This window comes from Actinoplanes sp. NPDC023714, from assembly GCF_040639855.1.
Taxonomy (GTDB): domain Bacteria; phylum Actinomycetota; class Actinomycetes; order Mycobacteriales; family Micromonosporaceae; genus Actinoplanes.
In genome coordinates, this window is record NZ_JBFAAR010000015.1 from 47716 (window position 1) to 65596 (window position 17881).

Annotated in this window: 15 protein-coding genes; 10 read left to right on the forward strand and 5 right to left on the reverse strand. The window is 72.2% G+C overall.

The window, feature by feature from the left end; translation table 11 throughout:
- Window positions 1-120: 120 nt before the first annotated feature.
- The 5 genes from AB0G10_RS40240 to AB0G10_RS40260 are packed head-to-tail and all read left to right on the forward strand — an operon-like array spanning window position 121 to window position 6538.
- On the forward strand, window positions 121-1515 hold the full coding sequence (locus tag AB0G10_RS40240) for a hypothetical protein (protein ID WP_360934756.1): 1395 nt from the start codon (window positions 121-123) through the stop codon (window positions 1513-1515).
- The gene (locus AB0G10_RS40245) at window positions 1512-2882 is read left to right on the forward strand and encodes a radical SAM protein (RefSeq protein ID WP_360934759.1); all 1371 of its coding nucleotides are present in this window, start codon (window positions 1512-1514) and stop codon (window positions 2880-2882) included. The genes AB0G10_RS40240 and AB0G10_RS40245 overlap by 4 nt, the downstream gene beginning before the upstream one ends.
- Window positions 2879-4741 carry a ferritin-like domain-containing protein gene (locus AB0G10_RS40250; protein WP_360934762.1) on the forward strand — a complete coding sequence of 621 codons (1863 nt, stop codon included), beginning with the start codon at window positions 2879-2881 and terminating at the stop codon, window positions 4739-4741. Before AB0G10_RS40245 ends, AB0G10_RS40250 begins: the two co-directional genes overlap by 4 nt.
- 10 nt (window positions 4742-4751) lie before the next feature.
- Window positions 4752-5852 carry a hypothetical protein gene (locus AB0G10_RS40255; RefSeq protein ID WP_360934765.1) on the forward strand — a complete coding sequence of 367 codons (1101 nt, stop codon included), beginning with the start codon at window positions 4752-4754 and terminating at the stop codon, window positions 5850-5852.
- Window positions 5849-6538 carry a GNAT family N-acetyltransferase gene (locus AB0G10_RS40260; protein WP_360934768.1) on the forward strand — a complete coding sequence of 230 codons (690 nt, stop codon included), beginning with the start codon at window positions 5849-5851 and terminating at the stop codon, window positions 6536-6538. Before AB0G10_RS40255 ends, AB0G10_RS40260 begins: the two co-directional genes overlap by 4 nt.
- A 7-nt stretch (window positions 6539-6545) precedes the next feature.
- Here the strand turns inward: AB0G10_RS40260 and AB0G10_RS40265 are convergent, their stop codons facing one another.
- The 3 genes from AB0G10_RS40265 to AB0G10_RS40275 are packed head-to-tail and all read right to left on the reverse strand — an operon-like array spanning window position 6546 to window position 9475.
- On the reverse strand, window positions 6546-8042 hold the full coding sequence (locus AB0G10_RS40265) for a tripartite tricarboxylate transporter permease (RefSeq protein WP_360934771.1): 1497 nt from the start codon (window positions 8040-8042) through the stop codon (window positions 6546-6548).
- Between the two features lies 1 nt (window position 8043).
- Window positions 8044-8469, reverse strand: coding sequence for a tripartite tricarboxylate transporter TctB family protein (locus AB0G10_RS40270; protein WP_360934774.1), 426 nt, complete (start codon window positions 8467-8469; stop codon window positions 8044-8046).
- 13 nt (window positions 8470-8482) lie between these two features.
- The gene (locus AB0G10_RS40275; RefSeq protein ID WP_360934777.1) at window positions 8483-9475 is read right to left on the reverse strand and encodes a tripartite tricarboxylate transporter substrate-binding protein; all 993 of its coding nucleotides are present in this window, start codon (window positions 9473-9475) and stop codon (window positions 8483-8485) included.
- A 152-nt stretch (window positions 9476-9627) separates the two neighbouring features.
- Here AB0G10_RS40275 and AB0G10_RS40280 point away from each other — a divergent pair, with 152 nt between their 5' ends.
- Window positions 9628-10806: an IPT/TIG domain-containing protein gene (locus AB0G10_RS40280; protein ID WP_360934779.1), complete on the forward strand. Its 1179-nt coding sequence runs from the start codon at window positions 9628-9630 to the stop codon at window positions 10804-10806.
- Here AB0G10_RS40280 and AB0G10_RS40285 read toward each other — a convergent pair.
- Window positions 10800-12953, reverse strand: a complete 2154-nt coding sequence (locus AB0G10_RS40285; RefSeq protein ID WP_360934782.1) for a bifunctional diguanylate cyclase/phosphodiesterase — start codon at window positions 12951-12953, stop codon at window positions 10800-10802. The two genes, AB0G10_RS40280 and AB0G10_RS40285, sit on opposite strands and share 7 nt — an antisense overlap.
- 74 nt (window positions 12954-13027) lie before the next feature.
- Between AB0G10_RS40285 and AB0G10_RS40290 the strand changes: the two genes are divergently transcribed.
- Entirely contained in the window at window positions 13028-14464 is a 1437-nt protein-coding gene (locus AB0G10_RS40290; RefSeq protein WP_360934785.1) for a GGDEF domain-containing protein, read from the forward strand.
- A gap of 3 nt (window positions 14465-14467) precedes the next feature.
- Here AB0G10_RS40290 and AB0G10_RS40295 read toward each other — a convergent pair whose 3' ends face one another.
- Window positions 14468-15241: an IclR family transcriptional regulator gene (locus tag AB0G10_RS40295; protein WP_360934788.1), complete on the reverse strand. Its 774-nt coding sequence runs from the start codon at window positions 15239-15241 to the stop codon at window positions 14468-14470.
- Between the two features lie 100 nt (window positions 15242-15341).
- Here AB0G10_RS40295 and AB0G10_RS40300 point away from each other — a divergent pair, with 100 nt between their 5' ends.
- The 3 genes from AB0G10_RS40300 to AB0G10_RS40310 are packed head-to-tail and all read left to right on the forward strand — an operon-like array spanning window position 15342 to window position 17874.
- Window positions 15342-16310, forward strand: a complete 969-nt coding sequence (locus tag AB0G10_RS40300; RefSeq protein WP_360934791.1) for an ABC transporter substrate-binding protein — start codon at window positions 15342-15344, stop codon at window positions 16308-16310.
- The gene (locus tag AB0G10_RS40305) at window positions 16307-17110 is read left to right on the forward strand and encodes an ABC transporter permease (protein WP_360934794.1); all 804 of its coding nucleotides are present in this window, start codon (window positions 16307-16309) and stop codon (window positions 17108-17110) included. The genes AB0G10_RS40300 and AB0G10_RS40305 overlap by 4 nt, the downstream gene beginning before the upstream one ends.
- Window positions 17107-17874 carry an ABC transporter permease gene (locus AB0G10_RS40310; protein WP_360934797.1) on the forward strand — a complete coding sequence of 256 codons (768 nt, stop codon included), beginning with the start codon at window positions 17107-17109 and terminating at the stop codon, window positions 17872-17874. Before AB0G10_RS40305 ends, AB0G10_RS40310 begins: the two co-directional genes overlap by 4 nt.
- The last annotated feature ends 7 nt before the right edge of the window (window positions 17875-17881 follow it).

Below are 17881 nucleotides of genomic sequence, written 5' to 3' on the forward strand. Positions count from 1 at the left end.
AGGCTAGACACCGGCACGGCGGCCGGGGACCACCCGCCGAAATCAGACAGTAGACAAAGGACAGCGAAGAGTAGCGTCAATTGCCGTCGCCGTTCGGCACACGCGATGAAGGAGTTCCGCGTGATCGAGTCGATAGAGATCCTGCCTCCGCTCGGTTTCGGCCGGGTCGGGCCCTCCCGCACGCCGTGCGACGGCTACACCTGGGGGCCGAACGACCTGCACCCGCGGGGCACCGGCAAGACCACGATCCGGCCGGCCGAGACCCTCGCGGTCGCGGCCGACGGCACGGTGACCGGCAGCGTGCCGGCCACGGTCACGTTCAAGGACGCGACGGGCTGGCGCCCGGTGGCGCCGTTCTTCGAGCTGCACGGCCGGTGGACGCTGAACGGCCGGACCGAGTCCGGTCCGCTGACCGCCGACGTCCTCGCCGCATCCGGGCTTTCCCCCGGCGATCTGCGGTGGCGGATCGAGGTCGCGAACCTGAAGGCGTTCCACTACACCCTGGACGACGGCGACCGGGTGGCCGCCACGCTGGAGCTGCGCGGCGACGACACGGCGGTGCATCCGCTGCCCGGCGTCTCGCCGTCCGGCGCGGGCCGGCCCCTGGTTCCGGCCGGCCGGAACGTTCCGCTGGGCGCGGTGCAGGTGACCCGGCCGACAGCCGAATTCCCGGAGCTGCGGATCCGCTTCACCCCGGCCGCCGGCAACGTCTACGGCCCCGCCGACCTGCCGCAGCGGTCGTCCGCGTTCGTGCTCCCGGCCGACCGGCTGATCCTCGATCCGCAGGCGACCTGGTGCGGCTTCCGGCTGACCGGCGATCCCCGGACCAACCCCGGCGGGCTGTTCGCCGGTGGCGCCGACCAGGAGAGCCTCGGACTCGTCGACGACGTCTGCGACGGCCTGATCCGGTGCACGCTCCCCGGCGTCGGCACGGCCGTGGCCCGGATCGTGGTCGGCCCGCCCGACTTCGCGCCGGACCGCCGGCCGTTCACCTCGATCGCCGACGGGCTGACCGACCGGGTGCGGCGGGAGGACGTCCACGATCCCTCCTATGTGGCCGACGAGGAGACCACCACCCGGGAGGTGCAGGATCTCCTCGAACGTGTCCTGGAGACCATGGAGAACGTCAACGTCGACGCGCAGAACGACCGGGCCCGCGCCGAGAACGCGGCGATCGCGCGCGCCCGATCACTGCCCGAGGCCGACGCGGAGGGCGCCACGTTCGACCTTCCCGGCTCGATCCTGTCCCGCACCCTGCCGCTGACCGAGGCCGGGCGGCAGCGGCACCGCCGGTTCCTCGCGCTCGAGGTGATGGAGGACCTGCTGCGCGAGCAGCCCGATCTGATCGACCGGGTGGTCCGCGCGCCGGCGACCGACGACCGCTACTACGACCGGCGGATGCCGGCCATGATGCGCGGCTCGGACCGCTACCCGATGCACCTCACCCGCCGCCAGTTCGATCTGCTCCAGCAGTGGGCGCGGCAGCTGCGCAGCCGGATCGAGGAGGGCACGTGACAGTCCTGCTGCAGATCGGCCGCCGCCCGCCCGACGAGCCCGTCACCGACGCAAGCCACGCCCGCCTCTTCCGCAGCGCCGGCGGCGCGCACCTGTTCGTCGCCGACGGCAGCCGCGTCTACGACCTGCCCGACGAGACCGCCGAACGGGTACGGACCTGGCTCGACGGCGCCGGGGCGATGCCGGAGGAGATCGCCCCGCTGATGACCGGCGGCCCGCCGCGGATCGACGGACGCCCGCTCGACCCGCCGCCGCTGGCCTCGATCTCGCTGAACGTCATGCAGAGCTGCAACATGTCGTGCGGCTACTGCTACGCCGACGAGGGCCGGTTCGGCGGGCGGGCGCGGGCCATGCCGGAGGAGGTCGCCTTCGCCACGGTGGACCGCCTCATCGCCGAGTCGGCTCCGGGCGCCGACCTCGTGGTCGGCTTCATGGGCGGCGAGCCGCTGCTGGCGCGCCGGCTGGTCCACCGGGTCACGCGGTACGCCGACCGGGCCGCCCGCGCCGCCGGCCACACCGTCCGGTTCGCCGTCACCACCAACCTCACCACTGTCACCCCGGAGGACGCCCGCCTCTTCGCCGAGTTCCCGTTCACCGTGTCGGTGAGCCTCGACGGCCCGGCAGAACACCAGGATTCGGTACGCCGGATGCGCGACGGCTCCAGCTCCTACCAGAGGCTCCGCACCGGCCTGGACGTGCTGCGAAGGCACGGGCGCCCGCGGCACCTGAGCGCCCGGGTCACGGTGACGTCGCGCAGCGGACCGCTGCTGCCGATCCTCGAGCACGGCATCGGCCTCGGCTTCGACGAGGTGGGCTTCAGCGCGGTGCTCGTCTCCCCCGACCCCGCGCTGGCGCTCGGGCCCGCCGACATGGCGCCGCTGCTGGAGCGCATGGTGGCGTGCGGCGAGGTGGCACTGCGCGAGATCGGCGCCGGGCGGCGGTACCCGTTCGGCAACTTCGAGACCGCCGTGCACCAGATCCATCGCGGCACCCACCGGCCGTATCCGTGCGGCGCCGGTGCCGGGTATCTCAGCGCGAACGCGGAAGGCGACCTCTACGCCTGTCACCGATTGATAGACGATCATGCGTACGCCATGGGCGACGTCACCGCCGGAACCGACCGCACGGCCCGTGCCCGGCACCTCGCGGCCTCGCACGTGGACCGGATGGAACCCTGCCGTTCCTGCTGGGCCCGCTACCTGTGCGGCGGCGGCTGCCATCACGAGGTGAGCCGGCGCGGCCGGGTGGCATGCGACTACATCCGCGGCTGGCTCGCCTTCACCCTCCGCGCCTACGCCGAGCTCCTCGACACCCGGCCGGACTACTTCACGATCGACCACCCGCTCGACACAGGGGGCCTGGTATGACCGGCGCCGACAAGATCTATCCGCGGAATCTGACGGCCCGGGCGGACCATCAGGTCCGCGGCAACCCCGCGTCGACGCGGCCGGAGAGCGGGGTGGACAACTGCTACCCCGGCCTCGAGTTCGACCAGCGCAACCTGGACAAGCAGTTCTTCCCCGGCCTCGTCGTCGAGTTCCACCGCAACGACGGCGCCCTGATCACCGGCGTCGCCGCCACCGGGCTGCCGGCCGAGCGGGGCCTGACCGCCGCCGACCTGCCCCTCGCCGTGTGGGCGGTCGGCGGCCGCACCGAGGCCGGCCAGTCCGAGGCCGCCGCGCCGACCTTCTCCTGCACCGGGTTGAACGGGCTGGAGGTGTGGCGGCGGGTGCACGACCTGATGCCCGGGCGCATCGCGCTGCTCCTCGGCCCCGGACCCGGGTTCTCGTCGCCGGGCAGCGATCCGGTCGGCGGCAACCTCAACGGGTTCCGGCTCCAGAACCGCAGCCTCGTGCAGCGCGACCAGGCCGGGCGGGTCGAGGCCGCGGTGCTGGTCGCGGACCGGGCGCGGTACCTCGACCCGGACGGCGTCATCGATCCGGACGCGTACCCGCCGGGCGAGCTCACCCGCAGCCTCTGCGCGCCCTGGCAGTTCGACTTCCGGGACTGCGGCTGCTTCTACTGGGCCGCCAGCAAACCGGACATCGTCACCAGCTCCGACGGCCGCTTCCCGAACCTGAACTTCCAGCGCCGCGACCGGACCAGCGTCCCGCCGCCGGCCGATCAACCGACCATGGCCGGGCGCCGGGAGCAGGAGCTGGACTACCCCGAGCTGATCCTCGACTGGAACGTCCTGCCGGTCGTCGTCAACGACCGGGAGAGCGACGCGGTGGCCGCCCCGCCGCCGGTCGACGTACCCGAGATGACCCGCGACGAGGTGATCGAGGAACTGACCTATCTCGCGACGGTCGAGCACGCGCTCGCCGTGGAGTACCTGTTCGCGCACCTCTCGCTGGACGCGCCGATGCGGCTGCCGGAGTCGCCGGACGACCGCACCCGCCGCATCCACGCCGCGGCCACCGAGGTCTTCTCGATCGCCGTGGACGAGATGCGTCACCTGCGGTGGGCCAACGAGGCGCTGACCCTGCTCGGCGCACCGCCCTCCCTCGGGCGCGCCGAACGGATCGGCCGCAGCCTCGACCGGCCGTTCGCGCTGGAGCCGCTCACACCCGAACAGCTCGCCTGGTTCATCGAGGTGGAACGGCCCAGCCAGGTGATCGGCACCGGGGTGGACGGCATGTACGTACGTCTGCACACCACCGTGGATCGGCGGCCCGACCTCTTCCCGGACCGCGAGCGGATCGTCCACCTGCTGAAACTCATCATCGACGAGGGGGACGACCACTTCCACCGCTTCACCGCCGTCCAGGGCCACCTCGCCGGCCTCGACCCGGCCGACTACCTGCGGGAGTTCGTGGAGAAGCCGGCCGACGAGCTCGCCGTGCAACTGCAGGAGCTGGCCGACCAGAACTACACGGCGCTGCTCACCGCGCTGCGGCTGACGTTCGCCCTCGGCGATGCCGCCGGCGGCCTGCTGATCGAGCAGTCCCGGCGGGCCATGTTCAACCTGCACGAGACGAACCACGTGCTGGCGGCCCGCGGGATCCTGCCGCGGTTCGCCCTCCCGGCGTCGGTGACCCAGCCCGGGCCGCCCGCCCCGGCAGGCATGGTCGCCGACCTCGCCGCGTCGCTGCGGTCGGCGCGGGACGCTTTCGCGGCCGTGGGTGGCCCCGGGGAGCGCGCGCTGGTCCTGCGCCAGGCCGCGGACCACGAAGCCCTGGTCGATCAGATGCTCCGCCTCACCGATGAGCACGACCTCGGCTGAACCCGGTTCGATGAGCACACCCGAGGCCGCAACGGGTTCGGCGAGCACGCACGCGGCCGCAACGCGGGTCACCGTCCACGGCGCCGGGCTGGCCGGGCTCACCTGCGCGGCGCTGCTGGCCCGCGCGGGCTGCCGGACGACGCTGACCGGCGGGCCGTCCGCCGGCGGGCCCCGGCACCTGGTCCTCAACGAGCCGACGGTCACCGTGCTCACCCACGTCTGGGGCGACGACGTCCTCGCCGGCAGCCACGCGCTCACCACCCGCCGGATCCGCTGGGGACCGGGCGCCGCCGAGCAGGACCTGCCCGCGCCGGCGATCGTCGTGGACGCCCCGCGCCTGCTCGCCATCCTCGACCGGCGGCTCACCGGGGTCGACCGGCTGGCGGACCCGGCTCCGAGCGACTGGGAGGTCCACACCATGGCCGTGCACGGCGCGGGCGGCACGGAAGCCACGGGCGGGGAGGAGGGCGCGGGCGGCGTGGCGGTCGGGCGGCGGTGTGCGATGGTCGGATACGCGCCGCTGGCCCCCGGAGTGCCGGCCACCGCCTGCCGGATGGCGACCACCGTGGACAGCTGGCTCTATCTCACGCCGCTCGGCGACGGGCGGGCGATGATCCAGGCGATGACGCCGACACCGCCGCCGGACCCCGACGGGTTCCTCGCGGCTGAGCTGGACGCCTCCGGTCTGGGCAGCCTGTTCGCCGGCCCGCCGGAACGGGTCACCGTCGTCCCGGCGGCGCCCTGGCTGGCCGAGCACCGGGCACAGCGGGGACGGCTCCGGATCGGTGGTGGGGTGATCCGGCTGGATCCGGTCAGTGGTTCCGGGGCGGGGCACGCCCTGCGTACCGCGGTCCTGGCCGCCGCCGTGATCACCGGCATCCGGGACGGGCTGCCGGCTGACACAGCCCTGGACCACTACGCACGACGGCTCGGCGCCGCGTTCCTCGACCACCTCACCGCGTGCGCCTCCCATTATCGGGCCGCGTTCGACACTGCCGCGTGGGCGGAGGAGGTGCGCGTCACGGAGGCTGCGATCACGACGTACGCCGGAAGCCCTCACGGGTTCGGCCTCACGCTGCACGCGTCCTCCACAGTAGACTTGCGCGGGTGACGGAGGTATCGGTCCGGTTCCTCGAGGGCGAGGCGGACGCCGGCGTGCTGCGCCGGCTCTACGACACGGTGATCGGGCCGAGTTTCGCGCCCGAACAGCGGGAGCCCTTCGAGCGGCTGCGCCGGGTTCTCGCCGCGGACGACCTGCGCGGCGCCGTCGCCCTGGCGGCGGACGGGGAGCCGGTGGGCGCGCTCTTCCTGGAGTGGTTCCCCGACATCCGGGCGGCGCTGCTCTGCTACTTCGCCGTCCGGCCCGACCTGCGCGGCCGGGGGATCGGCAGGGAGCTCGTCGCCGTGGCCGGGCCGCGGTGGCGGGCGGCGCTCGAGCCACGTGTCGTCCTCGCCGAGGCCGAGGATCCAGCGATCTTCGACGACGCCGGAGAAGGCGACTACGGCGACGGCGGCGCGCGGCTGCGGCTCTATGCCGGGTTCGGGGCGCGGCGGCTGCCGATCCCCTATCTGATGCCGGAGCTGGCGCCGGGCGCGGGACGGCTGCCCGGCCTGCTGCTGCTCGTGATCGAGACCGAGGAGCCCGGCGATCGGCTTCCCGGGGAACTCGTCGCCGGCTTCCTGGAGCGGTACTTCGCGCGCCTCGAAGGCGACGCCGCCGACCCGGCGGACACCCGGCTCCCGGAGCTGCTGACCACCTGCCGGAGCATCGGGTCCCTGCCGATGACGGAGACCTGACGGACGGTCACTCCTCGGTGAAGACCTCGTCCCGGCGCCGGCGGACCGCCGGCAGCACCGTGACGACCAGCGCCGCCGCAGCGAGGAACAGCAGCGTCGCGGAGATCGGGCGGGTCAGGAAGACCATCGGGTCGCCACGGGAGATGATCAGGGCCCGCCGGAGGTTCTCCTCCAGCAGCGGCCCCAGGACGAAGCCGAGCAGCAGCGGCGCCGGCTCGCAGCCGCAGGTGATGAGGACGTAACCGAGGACGCCGAAAACCGCGATCGCGTAGACGTCGAAGGCGTTGAACGCCAGCGAGTAGGTCCCGATCACCGCGAAGAGCACGATCATCGGGAAGAGGACCTGGTACGGGACGCGCAGCAGCCGCACCCAGATGCCGATCAGGGGCAGGTTGAGCAGGACCAGCATCAGGTTGCCGATCCACATCGAGGCGATCAGGCCCCAGAACAGCGCCGGCTCGTCGTCGATGACGTTCGGGCCCGGGGTGATGCCGTGCACGATGAACGCGCCGACCATGAGGGCCATCACCGGGTGGGCGGGCAGGCCCAGGGTGAGCAGCGGGATGAACGAGGTCTGCGCGGCCGCGTTGTTGGCGGACTCCGGGCCGGCCACGCCCTCGATCGCGCCGTGGCCGAACTCGGCGGGCCGGCGGGACACCCGCTTCTCCACGGCGTACGAGGTGAAGGACGCCAGCACGTGACCGCCGCCGGGGAGGACGCCGAGGGCCGAGCCGAGCCCGGTGCCGCGCAGGATCGGCGCGACGATGCGGCGGCGGTCGGCGGCTGTCGGCCACAGGTGAGCCACCCGGCCGGCCAGGGCGGGCGGCCCCGGCGAGGAGGACGACAGGTTCCGCAGGATCTCCGCCACGCCGAACAGGCCGACCGCCACCGACACGAAGTCGATGCCCCCGTACAGCTCGCGCCGGTCGAGCACGAACCGCGGCGTACCCGTGTAGATGTCCTGGCCGACCGTGCCGAGCAGGATGCCCAGGAAGATCATGGCGAGGGCCTTGAGGGTCGAGCCCCGGGCCAGCGCGATCGAGATGATCAGGCCGAAGAGCACGAGCGCGAAGTAGTCGGCCGGGCCGAACCGGAGTGCCACGGCGGCGAGCGGCGGCGCGGCGACGGCGAGGATCACGGTCGCCACCGTGCCGGCCACGAACGAGCCGATCGCGGCCGCGGCGAGCGCCGGACCGGCCCGGCCCCGGCGCGCCATCTCGTGGCCGTCGAGCGCCGTGACGGCCGCCGACGACTCCCCCGGCAGGTTGATCAGGATGGCCGTGGTGGAGCCGCCGTACTGGGCGCCGTAGTAGATCCCGGCCAGCATGATCAGCGCGGTGACCGGCTCGAACCCGAACGTGATCGGCAGCAGCATCGCCACCGTGGCGGTCGGTCCGATGCCGGGCAGCACGCCGACCGCCGTGCCGAGCAGCACGCCGGCGAAGCACCAGACGACGTTCTGCACCAGCAGCGCGGTGGAGAAGCCGAGAATCAGGTTCTCCATCTCAGAACCACCACAGCGGGAGGCGCAGCTGCAGCCCGACCACGAAGATCAGGGTGGCGGCGGCGGTCAGGCCGGCCGCCACGGCGAGCGCCGTCCGGAAGCGCGCCGCGGCGAGGGCGGTGAGCAGGGCCGCCACGAACGACGCCGGAACGAATCCGATGATCCGTACGGAATAGCCGAAGAAACAGATGGCGGTGACTATCAGGATCATGGCCCGCCACGGCACCGTCCCGAACGCCGGGCCGGACGACGAGAAGACCATGATGGCGATACCGAGACCCGCCACGATCACGCCCACCACCAGGGGGAAGTAGCCCGGTCCCATCCGCAGCAGGGTCCCCCGATCATGACCGAGGGCCCCCGCCACGAACCCGCCGCCGATCACCGTGAAGATCCCGCCGGCGATCAGATCCGGACTCCGGCTCATCTACGAGGCCTGATCATGAGGCCGGGACACCGGCGTCGGCGATGACCTTCGCCCAGGTGTTGATCTGCTCTTCGAGGTGGGCCTTGTGCGCCTCCGGAGTGGCATCCGAGGAGGAGACCGGCGCCGTGCCGAGTTTCGCCATCTGATCGATGACGGCCTGGTCCGCCAGTGCGGTCTTCAGAGCATCGGAGAGCTTCTGTACGACGTCAGCGGCCGTCCCGGCCGGCACGTACAACCCGTGCCAGACGCTGACCTCCAGTCCCGGCATCCCGGCCTCCGCCGTGGTGGGCACCTCGGGCAGGGACGCGACCCGGGACGGCGTGGTCACCGCGTACGCCTTGACCTTGCCCGCCGTGATCTGCCCGGTGGTGTTCGTGGTCTGGTCGCACATGACGTCGACCTGCCCGCCGACCAGGTCGGTCAGCGCCGGCCCGGTCCCCTGGTAGGGCACCTCCTGGACCTTGACGCCGGCGGCGGCCTGGTAGAGCAGCCCGCACAGGTGGGACGCGGCCCCGATCCCGGCGTTGGCGAGGGTGACCGTGCCGGCGTTCGCCTTCACGTACGCGGTGAGTTCGGCGAGCGTGGCGGGCGGGAGGTCGGGCCGGGCCACGACCGTCATCGGCACCTCGGTGACCAGCCCGACCGTGGCGAAGTCCTGGAGCGGCTCGTACCCGAGGTTCTTGTAGAGGGCGGGCGCCGTGGACATGCCGATGTGGTGCATGAGCACGGTGTAGCCGTCCGGCTCGGCCCGCGCGACCTCGCCGGCAGCGACCGTGCCGCCGGCGCCCTCGACGTTCTGCACGACGATCTCGCCGCCGAGGGCCTTCGCCATCGGCTCGGAGATCATGCGGGTCACGGTGTCGGTCGGGCCGCCGGCGCTGAACGGCACCACGATGGTGATGTTCCGATCGGGATACCCCTCGCCGCCGCCGGAGTCCGAGTCCGGTGACGAACACGCGGCGACCAGGGAGATCATGGCAAGAGCGGGGATGATGCGACGAGTCATCGACGACTCCTCCCGAGAGGAAGATATCGATGACCGTATTTGGAGAGCCGGTGAGATCGCCAGGGCCCGCGTACGGCATCTCGCGGCCTGGCTGATCGACGCCCTCGCGCATTCTTCCTGATTCGCGGCTTTTCCGGCGTTACGCTGCCGCCATGACTGCTGTCCGTGCCGTTCTCGCCTCGATCGCCGCGACCGCCCTGCTCCTCGCCGGTCTTCCCGCGCCCGCCTCGGCCGCCGTGGCGCTCACGCTGAGCAGGAGTTTCGGGGCAAGCGGCGCCGGCGGCACGATCGTCGGCTCGGTCCCGCAGAGCACCTCGGTCACGCCGTTCGCCGGCATCACCCCGGTCGTGCAGTTCCAGTTCGCGCCCACCACGACCAGCAGCACGGCCTGCAGCGAGAAGGCCAAGGCCCGGGCGCAGATCACCGCGAGCGGCACGACCACGACGGCGGGCGTGCTGACCGTCGACCCCGGCCAGGTCAAGCGGATCACCTCGTGGAAGATCGCCTTCCAGGTGCCGACCGCCGGGTACCCGGACAACACCGTGAACCCGAACGGCCTGGTGCTGGCCGGCACCCAGACGCAGTCCCGGTGGGTGGTCTGCGTCTACGACAGCGAGTCCACCACGTCGAGCACGCTGATCGCCTCGGCGTCGTACACGATCGCCGTCAAACCCGTCATCACCAAGATCAGCCCGGACAGCAGCCCGTCCGCCGGCGGCCAGACGATCAGCGTGACCGGCTCCGGCTTCACCCCGGTCACCAGCCAGATCACCGCGACGATCGGCGGCGCCCCGCTCAGCAACATCAAGGTCTCGGCGAACGGCACGAGCTTCACGGGCACGACCGGGACGCGGGCGCCGGGCGGCGGCCAGTACCTCACCGTGGTGGCGCCCGGCGGCACGGTGAGCAGCGAGGACCCGAACGGCGACGGCAGCACCGGCGACGCCATCCCGTTCACCTACAGCAACGCGATCACGGTCTCCCCGAACACCGCCGCCTCGAACACGGTCGCCACCCTCTCGGTCACCGGCGCCGGCTTCACCGGCATCACCTTCGACACGTCCGGCACCGACCCGACGAGCAACCTCGGACACGTCTTCCTGGTCGACGGCGCCTACGACGCGTCCGGCAACCGCGAGGTGGCCGAGTGCGACCTCGGCATGGTCATCAGCGACACCGAACTGGTCTGCGACCTCGACCTGCGCACCGGCCCGGTCCCCGACGGCGCCTACATCGTCACGGTCGTGGCCGACGGCTCCACCGGCGCCGGCCCGTCCGCCAACCCGTCCATCATCAGCAGCGGCGCCGGCTTCGTGGTCGCCCCCTACTGACCGATGCGGGCCGGCACCGAGAAGTCGGGCCGGTCGACCGGGCGGCCGAAGTGCCAGCCCTGCGCGAACTGGTAGCCCAGCTCGCGCAGGTAGGCGGCCTGCTCCTCGGTCTCGACCCCCTCGGCGACGGCGCGCAGGCCGAGGCCGTTGCTCACGTGGATGAGCGCGTCGACGATGACGGCCTGGCGGCCCGGCTCGGTGATCTCGTCGACGAACGACTTGTCGACCTTGAGGACGTCGACCGGGACGGTGCGGAGCAGGCCGAGCGACGAGTGGCCGGTGCCGAAGTCGTCGAGGGCGATCGGGATGCCGGCGGCGTGCAGGGTCTCGACCGCCTCGATGGCGACGCCGCCGCCGAAGATCGCCGTCTCGGTCACCTCGACGAGCAGCGCGCCCGGGTGGACGCCGGTGTCCATCAGGATGCCGGCCACCACGTCCGGGAAGCCGGGCTCGCTGAGCTGGCGGGCCGAGACGTTCACGCTGATGTACTGCGGGGCCGCCGCGCCGAACTCGCGCCGCCACTCGGCGAACCGGCCGCACGCGGTCCGCATGATCCACTCGCCGAGCTCGACGATGAGGCCGTTGTCCTCGGCCACCGGGATGAACGTCGCCGGGCTCACCGGGCCGCGCACCGGGTGGTCCCAGCGCACCAGGGCCTCGACCGCCGTGATCCGCCCGCTGTCCAGCGAGACGATCGGCTGGTAGACCACCCGGAAGTCGCCGTCGTCGAGGCTGTGCCGCAGGTCGGCGCCGAGTCTCTCGGCGGCCTCAGCGGTCCGGTCCAGCTCTTCCGTGTACGAGACCAGCGGCATCCCGCCGGACTTGGCCGCATACCGGGCGGTGTCGGCCCGGCGTACCAGCTCGGCGGCGGTCATCCCGGTCTCCCCCGCCGCGATGCCGAGCCGCGGGGTGAGCAGCAGCTCGTGCTCGCCGGCCTGGACGGGGTGGCGCAGCAGCTCGAGGATGCGGTTCGCGGCCGCCTCGCCGTCCCCGCGCACCAGCACCGCGAACTCGTCGGCACCCATCCGGGCAGCCGCGTCGCTGTTCGCGGTGCAGCATGAGCGCAGCAGGTCGCCGACCGCGACCAGGGCGGCGTCGCCGGCCGCGCGGCCGAGCCGGTCGTTGACGTGCCGGAAGCCGGCCAGGTCGATGACGATCACGTGGCAGCGCCCGGCCGCGAGCGCGCCGGTCACCCGCTGCTCCAGCTCGCGGCGGTTCGGCAGGCCGGTGAGGTCGTCGTGCATGGCCAGGTCGCGCAGCCGCCGCGCCTGGCTGTCGACCCGGCGGACGTACCCGGCCATCCGGGCCGTGATCAGGACGAACAGCACCATCGACCCGACCGCCACGACACCCCAGCGATGCCAGTCGCCCCGGATCAGCAGGACCGCCGGGACCAGCATCGTCGAGGCGGTGAGCACGCCGAGCCGGCTGCGGCCCAGGGCGTCGCCGGCGCCGGCGACCGGCAGGGCCATCGACGGGTGCGCCGCCGCGGCCGCGAAGAGGACGTACGCGACCAGGTAGGCGGTGTAGAGGATCCGGGTCGGGCCGGCCGGCACCAGCGTGTAGAGCACGTTGCCGACCAGCGTCAGCCCGCTCGCCGCCGTGAGCATCCAGAGGCTGGCGGTCCGGGGTCCGCGGCGCAGCAGGATCGGGATGATCACCGCGCAGAGCAGCACCCCGGCGGTCGGGTACCCGGCGATCACGGCCCGGGTGAGCGGCGGCGTGGACGGGTCGGTGACGATCGGCTCGATCAGGAACGTCCAGTACACGATGCCGACGCCGACCGCGATGATCGCCGAGTCGATCAGGGTGCCGGACCAGACCGGCCCGCGCTGTCGCGTGAGCCGGAACAGTGCCACCGTGAGCAGCGGGTACGCGCCCAGGTAGAAGACGTCCGCCCAGGACGGGAACGGCGGGTGGAACGCGTAGACGAGATCGCCGAGGACCCAGGAGCTCACGCCGGCCGCGAAGACGTACCAGGAGACCGCGGTGACCGGCCGGTGCCGCCGGGCGCTCGCCACCGTCACGACGATCGAGGCCATCGAAATGAGCAGGCCCAGGACGAGGGTGATCGGGCCCGGCGGCAGCAGGGCGTAGACCAGGCTCGCGCCCAGTCCGCAGACCACCCAGCCGCGCCAACCCGTCACGGTCTGTCATTTCGGCCGAAGATCTCGTTTCTTGAGCTCAAGTCGCCCGGACCGCTGCCGAAGCTCGATGCGTCATGACACGCATCTGTCTCGGCCTCTTCGCCGTGGCCGCGGCCTGGTTCGCGGTCAACCTGATCACCCCGGTGGGTCCGCCGGCGCTGCTCTGGGCCACCATGCCGCTCTACGGCCCGCTGGTCTCGGCGGTCTTCTGGCGGACCTCGCGCCAGCCCGCGCTGCCGGCCCCGACCCGGCGGTTCTGGCGGCATCTCACGCCGGTCCCGCTGCTGGTCAGCGCCGGCCAGACCGCGCAGGCCGCGGACGTGCTCACCAACCCGGCGGTCCGTACCTCGTACACCGGACCGGTCATGCTGCTGCTCGACGGCGGCGCGCTGCTCTGCCTCAGCTACGCGCTGATCCGGCTGCCGATGGGCCGGAGCCGGCCCGGCGCCGCCACCCGCACCGCCCTCGACGCCGGCGCCGTGGCGCTCGCGGCCGCCGTCTTCATCTGGCACTTCGGTACGCGGCAGGCCGTGCACGCCGGCGTGACCCCCGGCGTGGCCGCCTCCCTGGTCCTCGCGGTGCTCGCGATCCTGGCCGTCTTCGCCCTGGCCAAGGCGGTGCTCGCCGACTACGCCGCGATCGACGGGCGCGGCCTGCGGCTGCTCGCCTTCTGCGTGCTCTCCGGCGCGCTGCTCCCGATGCTCCAGCCGGTGATCGCCGGGGTCGACGGCCGGCTCTACGTGGCCCAGATCAGCCTGCCGATGATCTTCTGTGTCGGCGCGTACGCGGCGAGGTCGCAGTGGACGCCGGCCGCGGCGAAGGGCCGGGCGAAGCGGCGCCGGGCGTACAGCGTCCTGCCGTACGCCGCGGTCGCGGCCGTCGACGGGCTGCTGCTCTGGGAGGTCTGGCAGCACGGCGACGACCTGTTGGCCGTGGCGCTCTGCGCGGTGCAGCTCACCGCGCTCGTGGCGATCCGCCAGATCACCGCGCTGCGGGACAACGACCGGCTGCTCGCCCGGCTCGACCACGCGGCCAGCCACGACGGCCTGACCGGGCTCGGCAACCGGGCGCTGTTCCACCGGCGCCTCGACGCCGCCCTGGCCACCGGCGACGGCCACCCGGTGCAGGTGGCGCTCATCGACCTGGACGGGTTCAAGCAGGTCAACGACACACTCGGTCACGAGGCCGGCGACCTGCTGCTGGTCACCGTCGCCGCCGCGCTGCGATCCTGCGTACGGCCCGGCGACACCGCGGCCCGGCTGGGCGGCGACGAGTTCGTCCTGGTCCTCGACGGCGCCGACCGCGCCGAGGCGGACCGGATGGCCGCCCGCCTCACCGAGGCCCTGCACGAGCCGGTCGTCGCGGGCGGCCGCCGCCTCCAGGTCCGGGCCAGCATCGGCATAGCCGGCGGCCTCGCCGGCGACGACCCGGCCACCCTCCTGCGCCGGGCCGACGAGGCCATGTACGCCGCCAAGAAGCTGACCGGCACCGCCCACCTGCACGCCGCCTGACACCTATCGCGGGGTGGCGACCTTCAGGTCGGACTCGATGGCGGCCGCCGTCTCCAGCAGGGGTGGCAGCAGCCGCTCGCGGATGTCGTCGACGGTGGCCCGGGCCGCGTGGATGGAGACGTTGACGGCTCCGGCCGCCTGGCCGTTGCGGTCGCGGATGGGGGCGGCCAGGGCCCGCAGGCCCTCCTCCAGCTCCTGGTCGACGATGGAGTGGCCCTGGCTCCGGACCCGGGCGATCTCCTCGCGCAGCGCGCCCGGGGAGGTGATGGTGCGGTCGGTGAGGGGTTCCAGCTTGGCGCGGTTCAGGTACGCGTCGAGGTCGGCCTCGGGGAGCGCCGCCAGCAGCACCCGTCCCATCGAGGTGGCGTAGGCCGGGAAGCGGGTGCCGACGTTGATGGCGACCCGCATGATCCTGCTTGTTGGGACACGTGCGACATAGACCACATCGTCCCCGTCCAGCACGGACAACGACGACGACTCGTGGACCCGGGCGACGAGCCGCTCCAGGTGCGGTTCGGCCACCTCCGGCAGGGAGAGGCTGGAGAGGTACGCGTACCCCAGCTCGAGAACCCTCGGGGCCAGCGAGAACAGCCGGCCGTCGGTCCGCACATACCCCAGGTCGGTGAGGGTGAGCAAGAATCGCCGCGCCGCCGCTCGGGTGAGTCCGCATGCCCGGGCGACGTCGCTGAGGGTCAGTTCGCGATGTTGTGCGTCGAATGCACGGATCACCGCGAGCCCCCGCTCCAGCGACTGGACGTAGTACGGTTCCCGCGGCATCAGATGATCGACACCAATCGTTGACGTGACACGGGGCACATCATAGCGTTCTTGATGAGAACTCATGTTCGTGATGCGCACAGACTTCTAAGGAGTAAATATGCGGCGGCGACTCCTCGCGGGGATGGTGGCGGCAGCCCTTGCCGGTTCCCTCGCGGCGTGCGGCACCTCCAGCGACTCGGACTCGGACGGCGGCGGCAGCGGCGGCGTGGACAAGGTGAAGGTCGGCGTCATCCCGATCATCGACGTCGCGCCCATCTACCTCGGTCAGAAGCAGGGCTTCTTCTCGAAGCGCAACATCGAGCTGACCATGGAGGCCGCCGCGGGCGGCGCCGCCATCGTCCCCGGCGTGGTGAGCGGCCAGTTCCAGTTCGGCTTCAGCAACTGGACGTCGCTGATGATCGCCCAGACCAAGAACGTGCCGATCAAGGCCGTCGCCGCGGGTGTCGCCTCCACCGGCGAGCAGGGCAAGGACTTCGGCGCCGTGGTGGTCAAGGCGGACAGCCCGGTCAAGAACGCCGCCGACCTGGCCGGCAAGAAGATCTCGGTGAACACGCTCAAGAACATCGGTGACACCGTCACCCGCGAGTCGGTCCGCAAGGCCGGCGGCGACCCGTCGAAGATCGAGTTCGTCGAGATGCCGTTCCCGAACATGCCGGCCGCGCTCGACGGCGGCCAGGTCGACGCCGCGTGGGTGGTCGAGCCGACGCTCACCGCGATCAAGGCGGCCGGCGGCCGCGAGGTGGCCTCGACGTTCGTGGACGCCGCGCCGAACCTGTCGGTGGCCGCCTACTTCTCCTCGACCGAGCTGATCGGCAAGAACCCGGACCTGGTCAAGCGGTTCACCGAGGCGATCAACGAGTCGCTCGCGTACGCCGACGCGAACCCGGACGCGGTCCGCACCATCCTCGCCGACTACACCAAGATCGACGAGAAGAACCGCGCCGCGCTGGTCCTGCCGAAGTGGCCCGTCGAGATCAACACCGCGTCGGTCGAGACCCTCGCCAAGCTCGGCGAGCAGGACGGCATCTTCTCCGGCACGCCGGACCTGGAGAAGCTGCTCCCGTGACATCGGCTCGTCGCGGCAACCCGGCCTGGCTCGGCCACCCCGCCTTCCTGGGCGTGGCCGGCCTGGCCGGGTTGCTCCTCATCGTGCAACTGCTGCCGACGCTCGGTGTGGTGAACGAGCGGTACCTGCCACCGACCAGCGCGATCTTCTCGGCGCTCGCCGACGAGGCCGGCACCGAGCAGTTCTGGATCTCCCTGAAGGACACCCTGGTCGCGTGGGGCTGGGGACTGCTCATCGCGGTCGCCGCGGGCGTGCTGGCCGGCTTCCTGATCGGCTCGGTGCCGCTGCTGCGCGAGCTGACCGCGTCCACGGTGGAGTTCCTGCGGCCGATCCCGTCGGTCGCGCTCATCCCGCTGGCCGTGCTGCTCTACGGCACCGAGATCGGCTCGACCCTGCTGCTGGTCTGCTACGCGGCGTTCTGGCAGGTGCTCGTCCAGGTCCTGTACGGCGTCGCCGACGTCGACCCGGTCGCGTACGAGACGGCCCGCAGCTACCGGTTCTCGGCGGCCGCCCGGGTCCGGCACGTGCTGTGGCCGACCGCGCTGCCCTACGTCTTCACCGGCGTGCGGCTCGCCGCCTCGGTCGCGCTGATCCTGGCGATCACCGCGGAGCTCGTGATCGGCTCGCCCGGTCTCGGCAAGGACATCGCGGTGGCCCAGGCCTCCGAGGCGGTGCCGACGATGTACGCCCTGATCGTGGTGACCGGCCTGCTCGGCGTCCTGATCAACCTGCTGGCCCGCACAGGAGAGCGCCGCCTGCTCGCCTGGCACCAGTCGGTGCGCGCGGAGGTGCCGGCATGAAGCGTGTCGCGTACGCCCTCGCCTTGCCTCTTGTCCTTTTTGCCGCTTGGTGGGTTCTCAGCGCCGGCAGCGAGAGCTTCTATGCCCCTCCGCTCTCCGACATCCTCACCGCCTTCGCGAACACCTGGACCCTCGACACGCTGAAGGCCGACGTCCTGCCCAGCCTGCTGCGACTCTTCGCCGGCTACGCCCTGGCCGCCGTCCTCGGCATCGGGATCGGGCTCGCGATCGGCCTCAACCGCCGCCTGAGGTACGCCGTCGAGCCCGTCCTCGAATTCTTCCGGGCCATCCCGCCGCCGGTGCTGGTGCCGGTGATCATGCTGTTCGCCGGGATCGGCGACACCATGAAGGTCATCGTGATCGTCTTCGGCTGCGTCTGGCCGATCCTGCTGAACACCGTCGAGGGCGTCCGCGCGGTCGACAGCGTGGTGCTGGAGACGGCACGTTCGTACGGGGTGACCGGGCCGGCCCGGATCACCAAGGTGATCCTGCCGTCGGCGGGACCGCAGATCGCGGCGGGGCTGCGCCAGGCGCTCTCCATCGCGATCATCCTGATGGTGATCAGCGAGATGTTCGCGGCCAGCAACGGCCTCGGCTTCACCATCGTGCAGTTCCAGCGCAGCTTCGCGATCCCCGAGATGTGGAGCGGGATCATCCTGCTCGGCCTGCTCGGCTTCGCGCTGTCGCTGGTGTTCCGGCTCGCCGAGAAGCGGGCGCTGCGGTGGTACGAGGGGCTGCGCGCGGCGCAGCGCCGGGCCGGCTAGGAGGGCC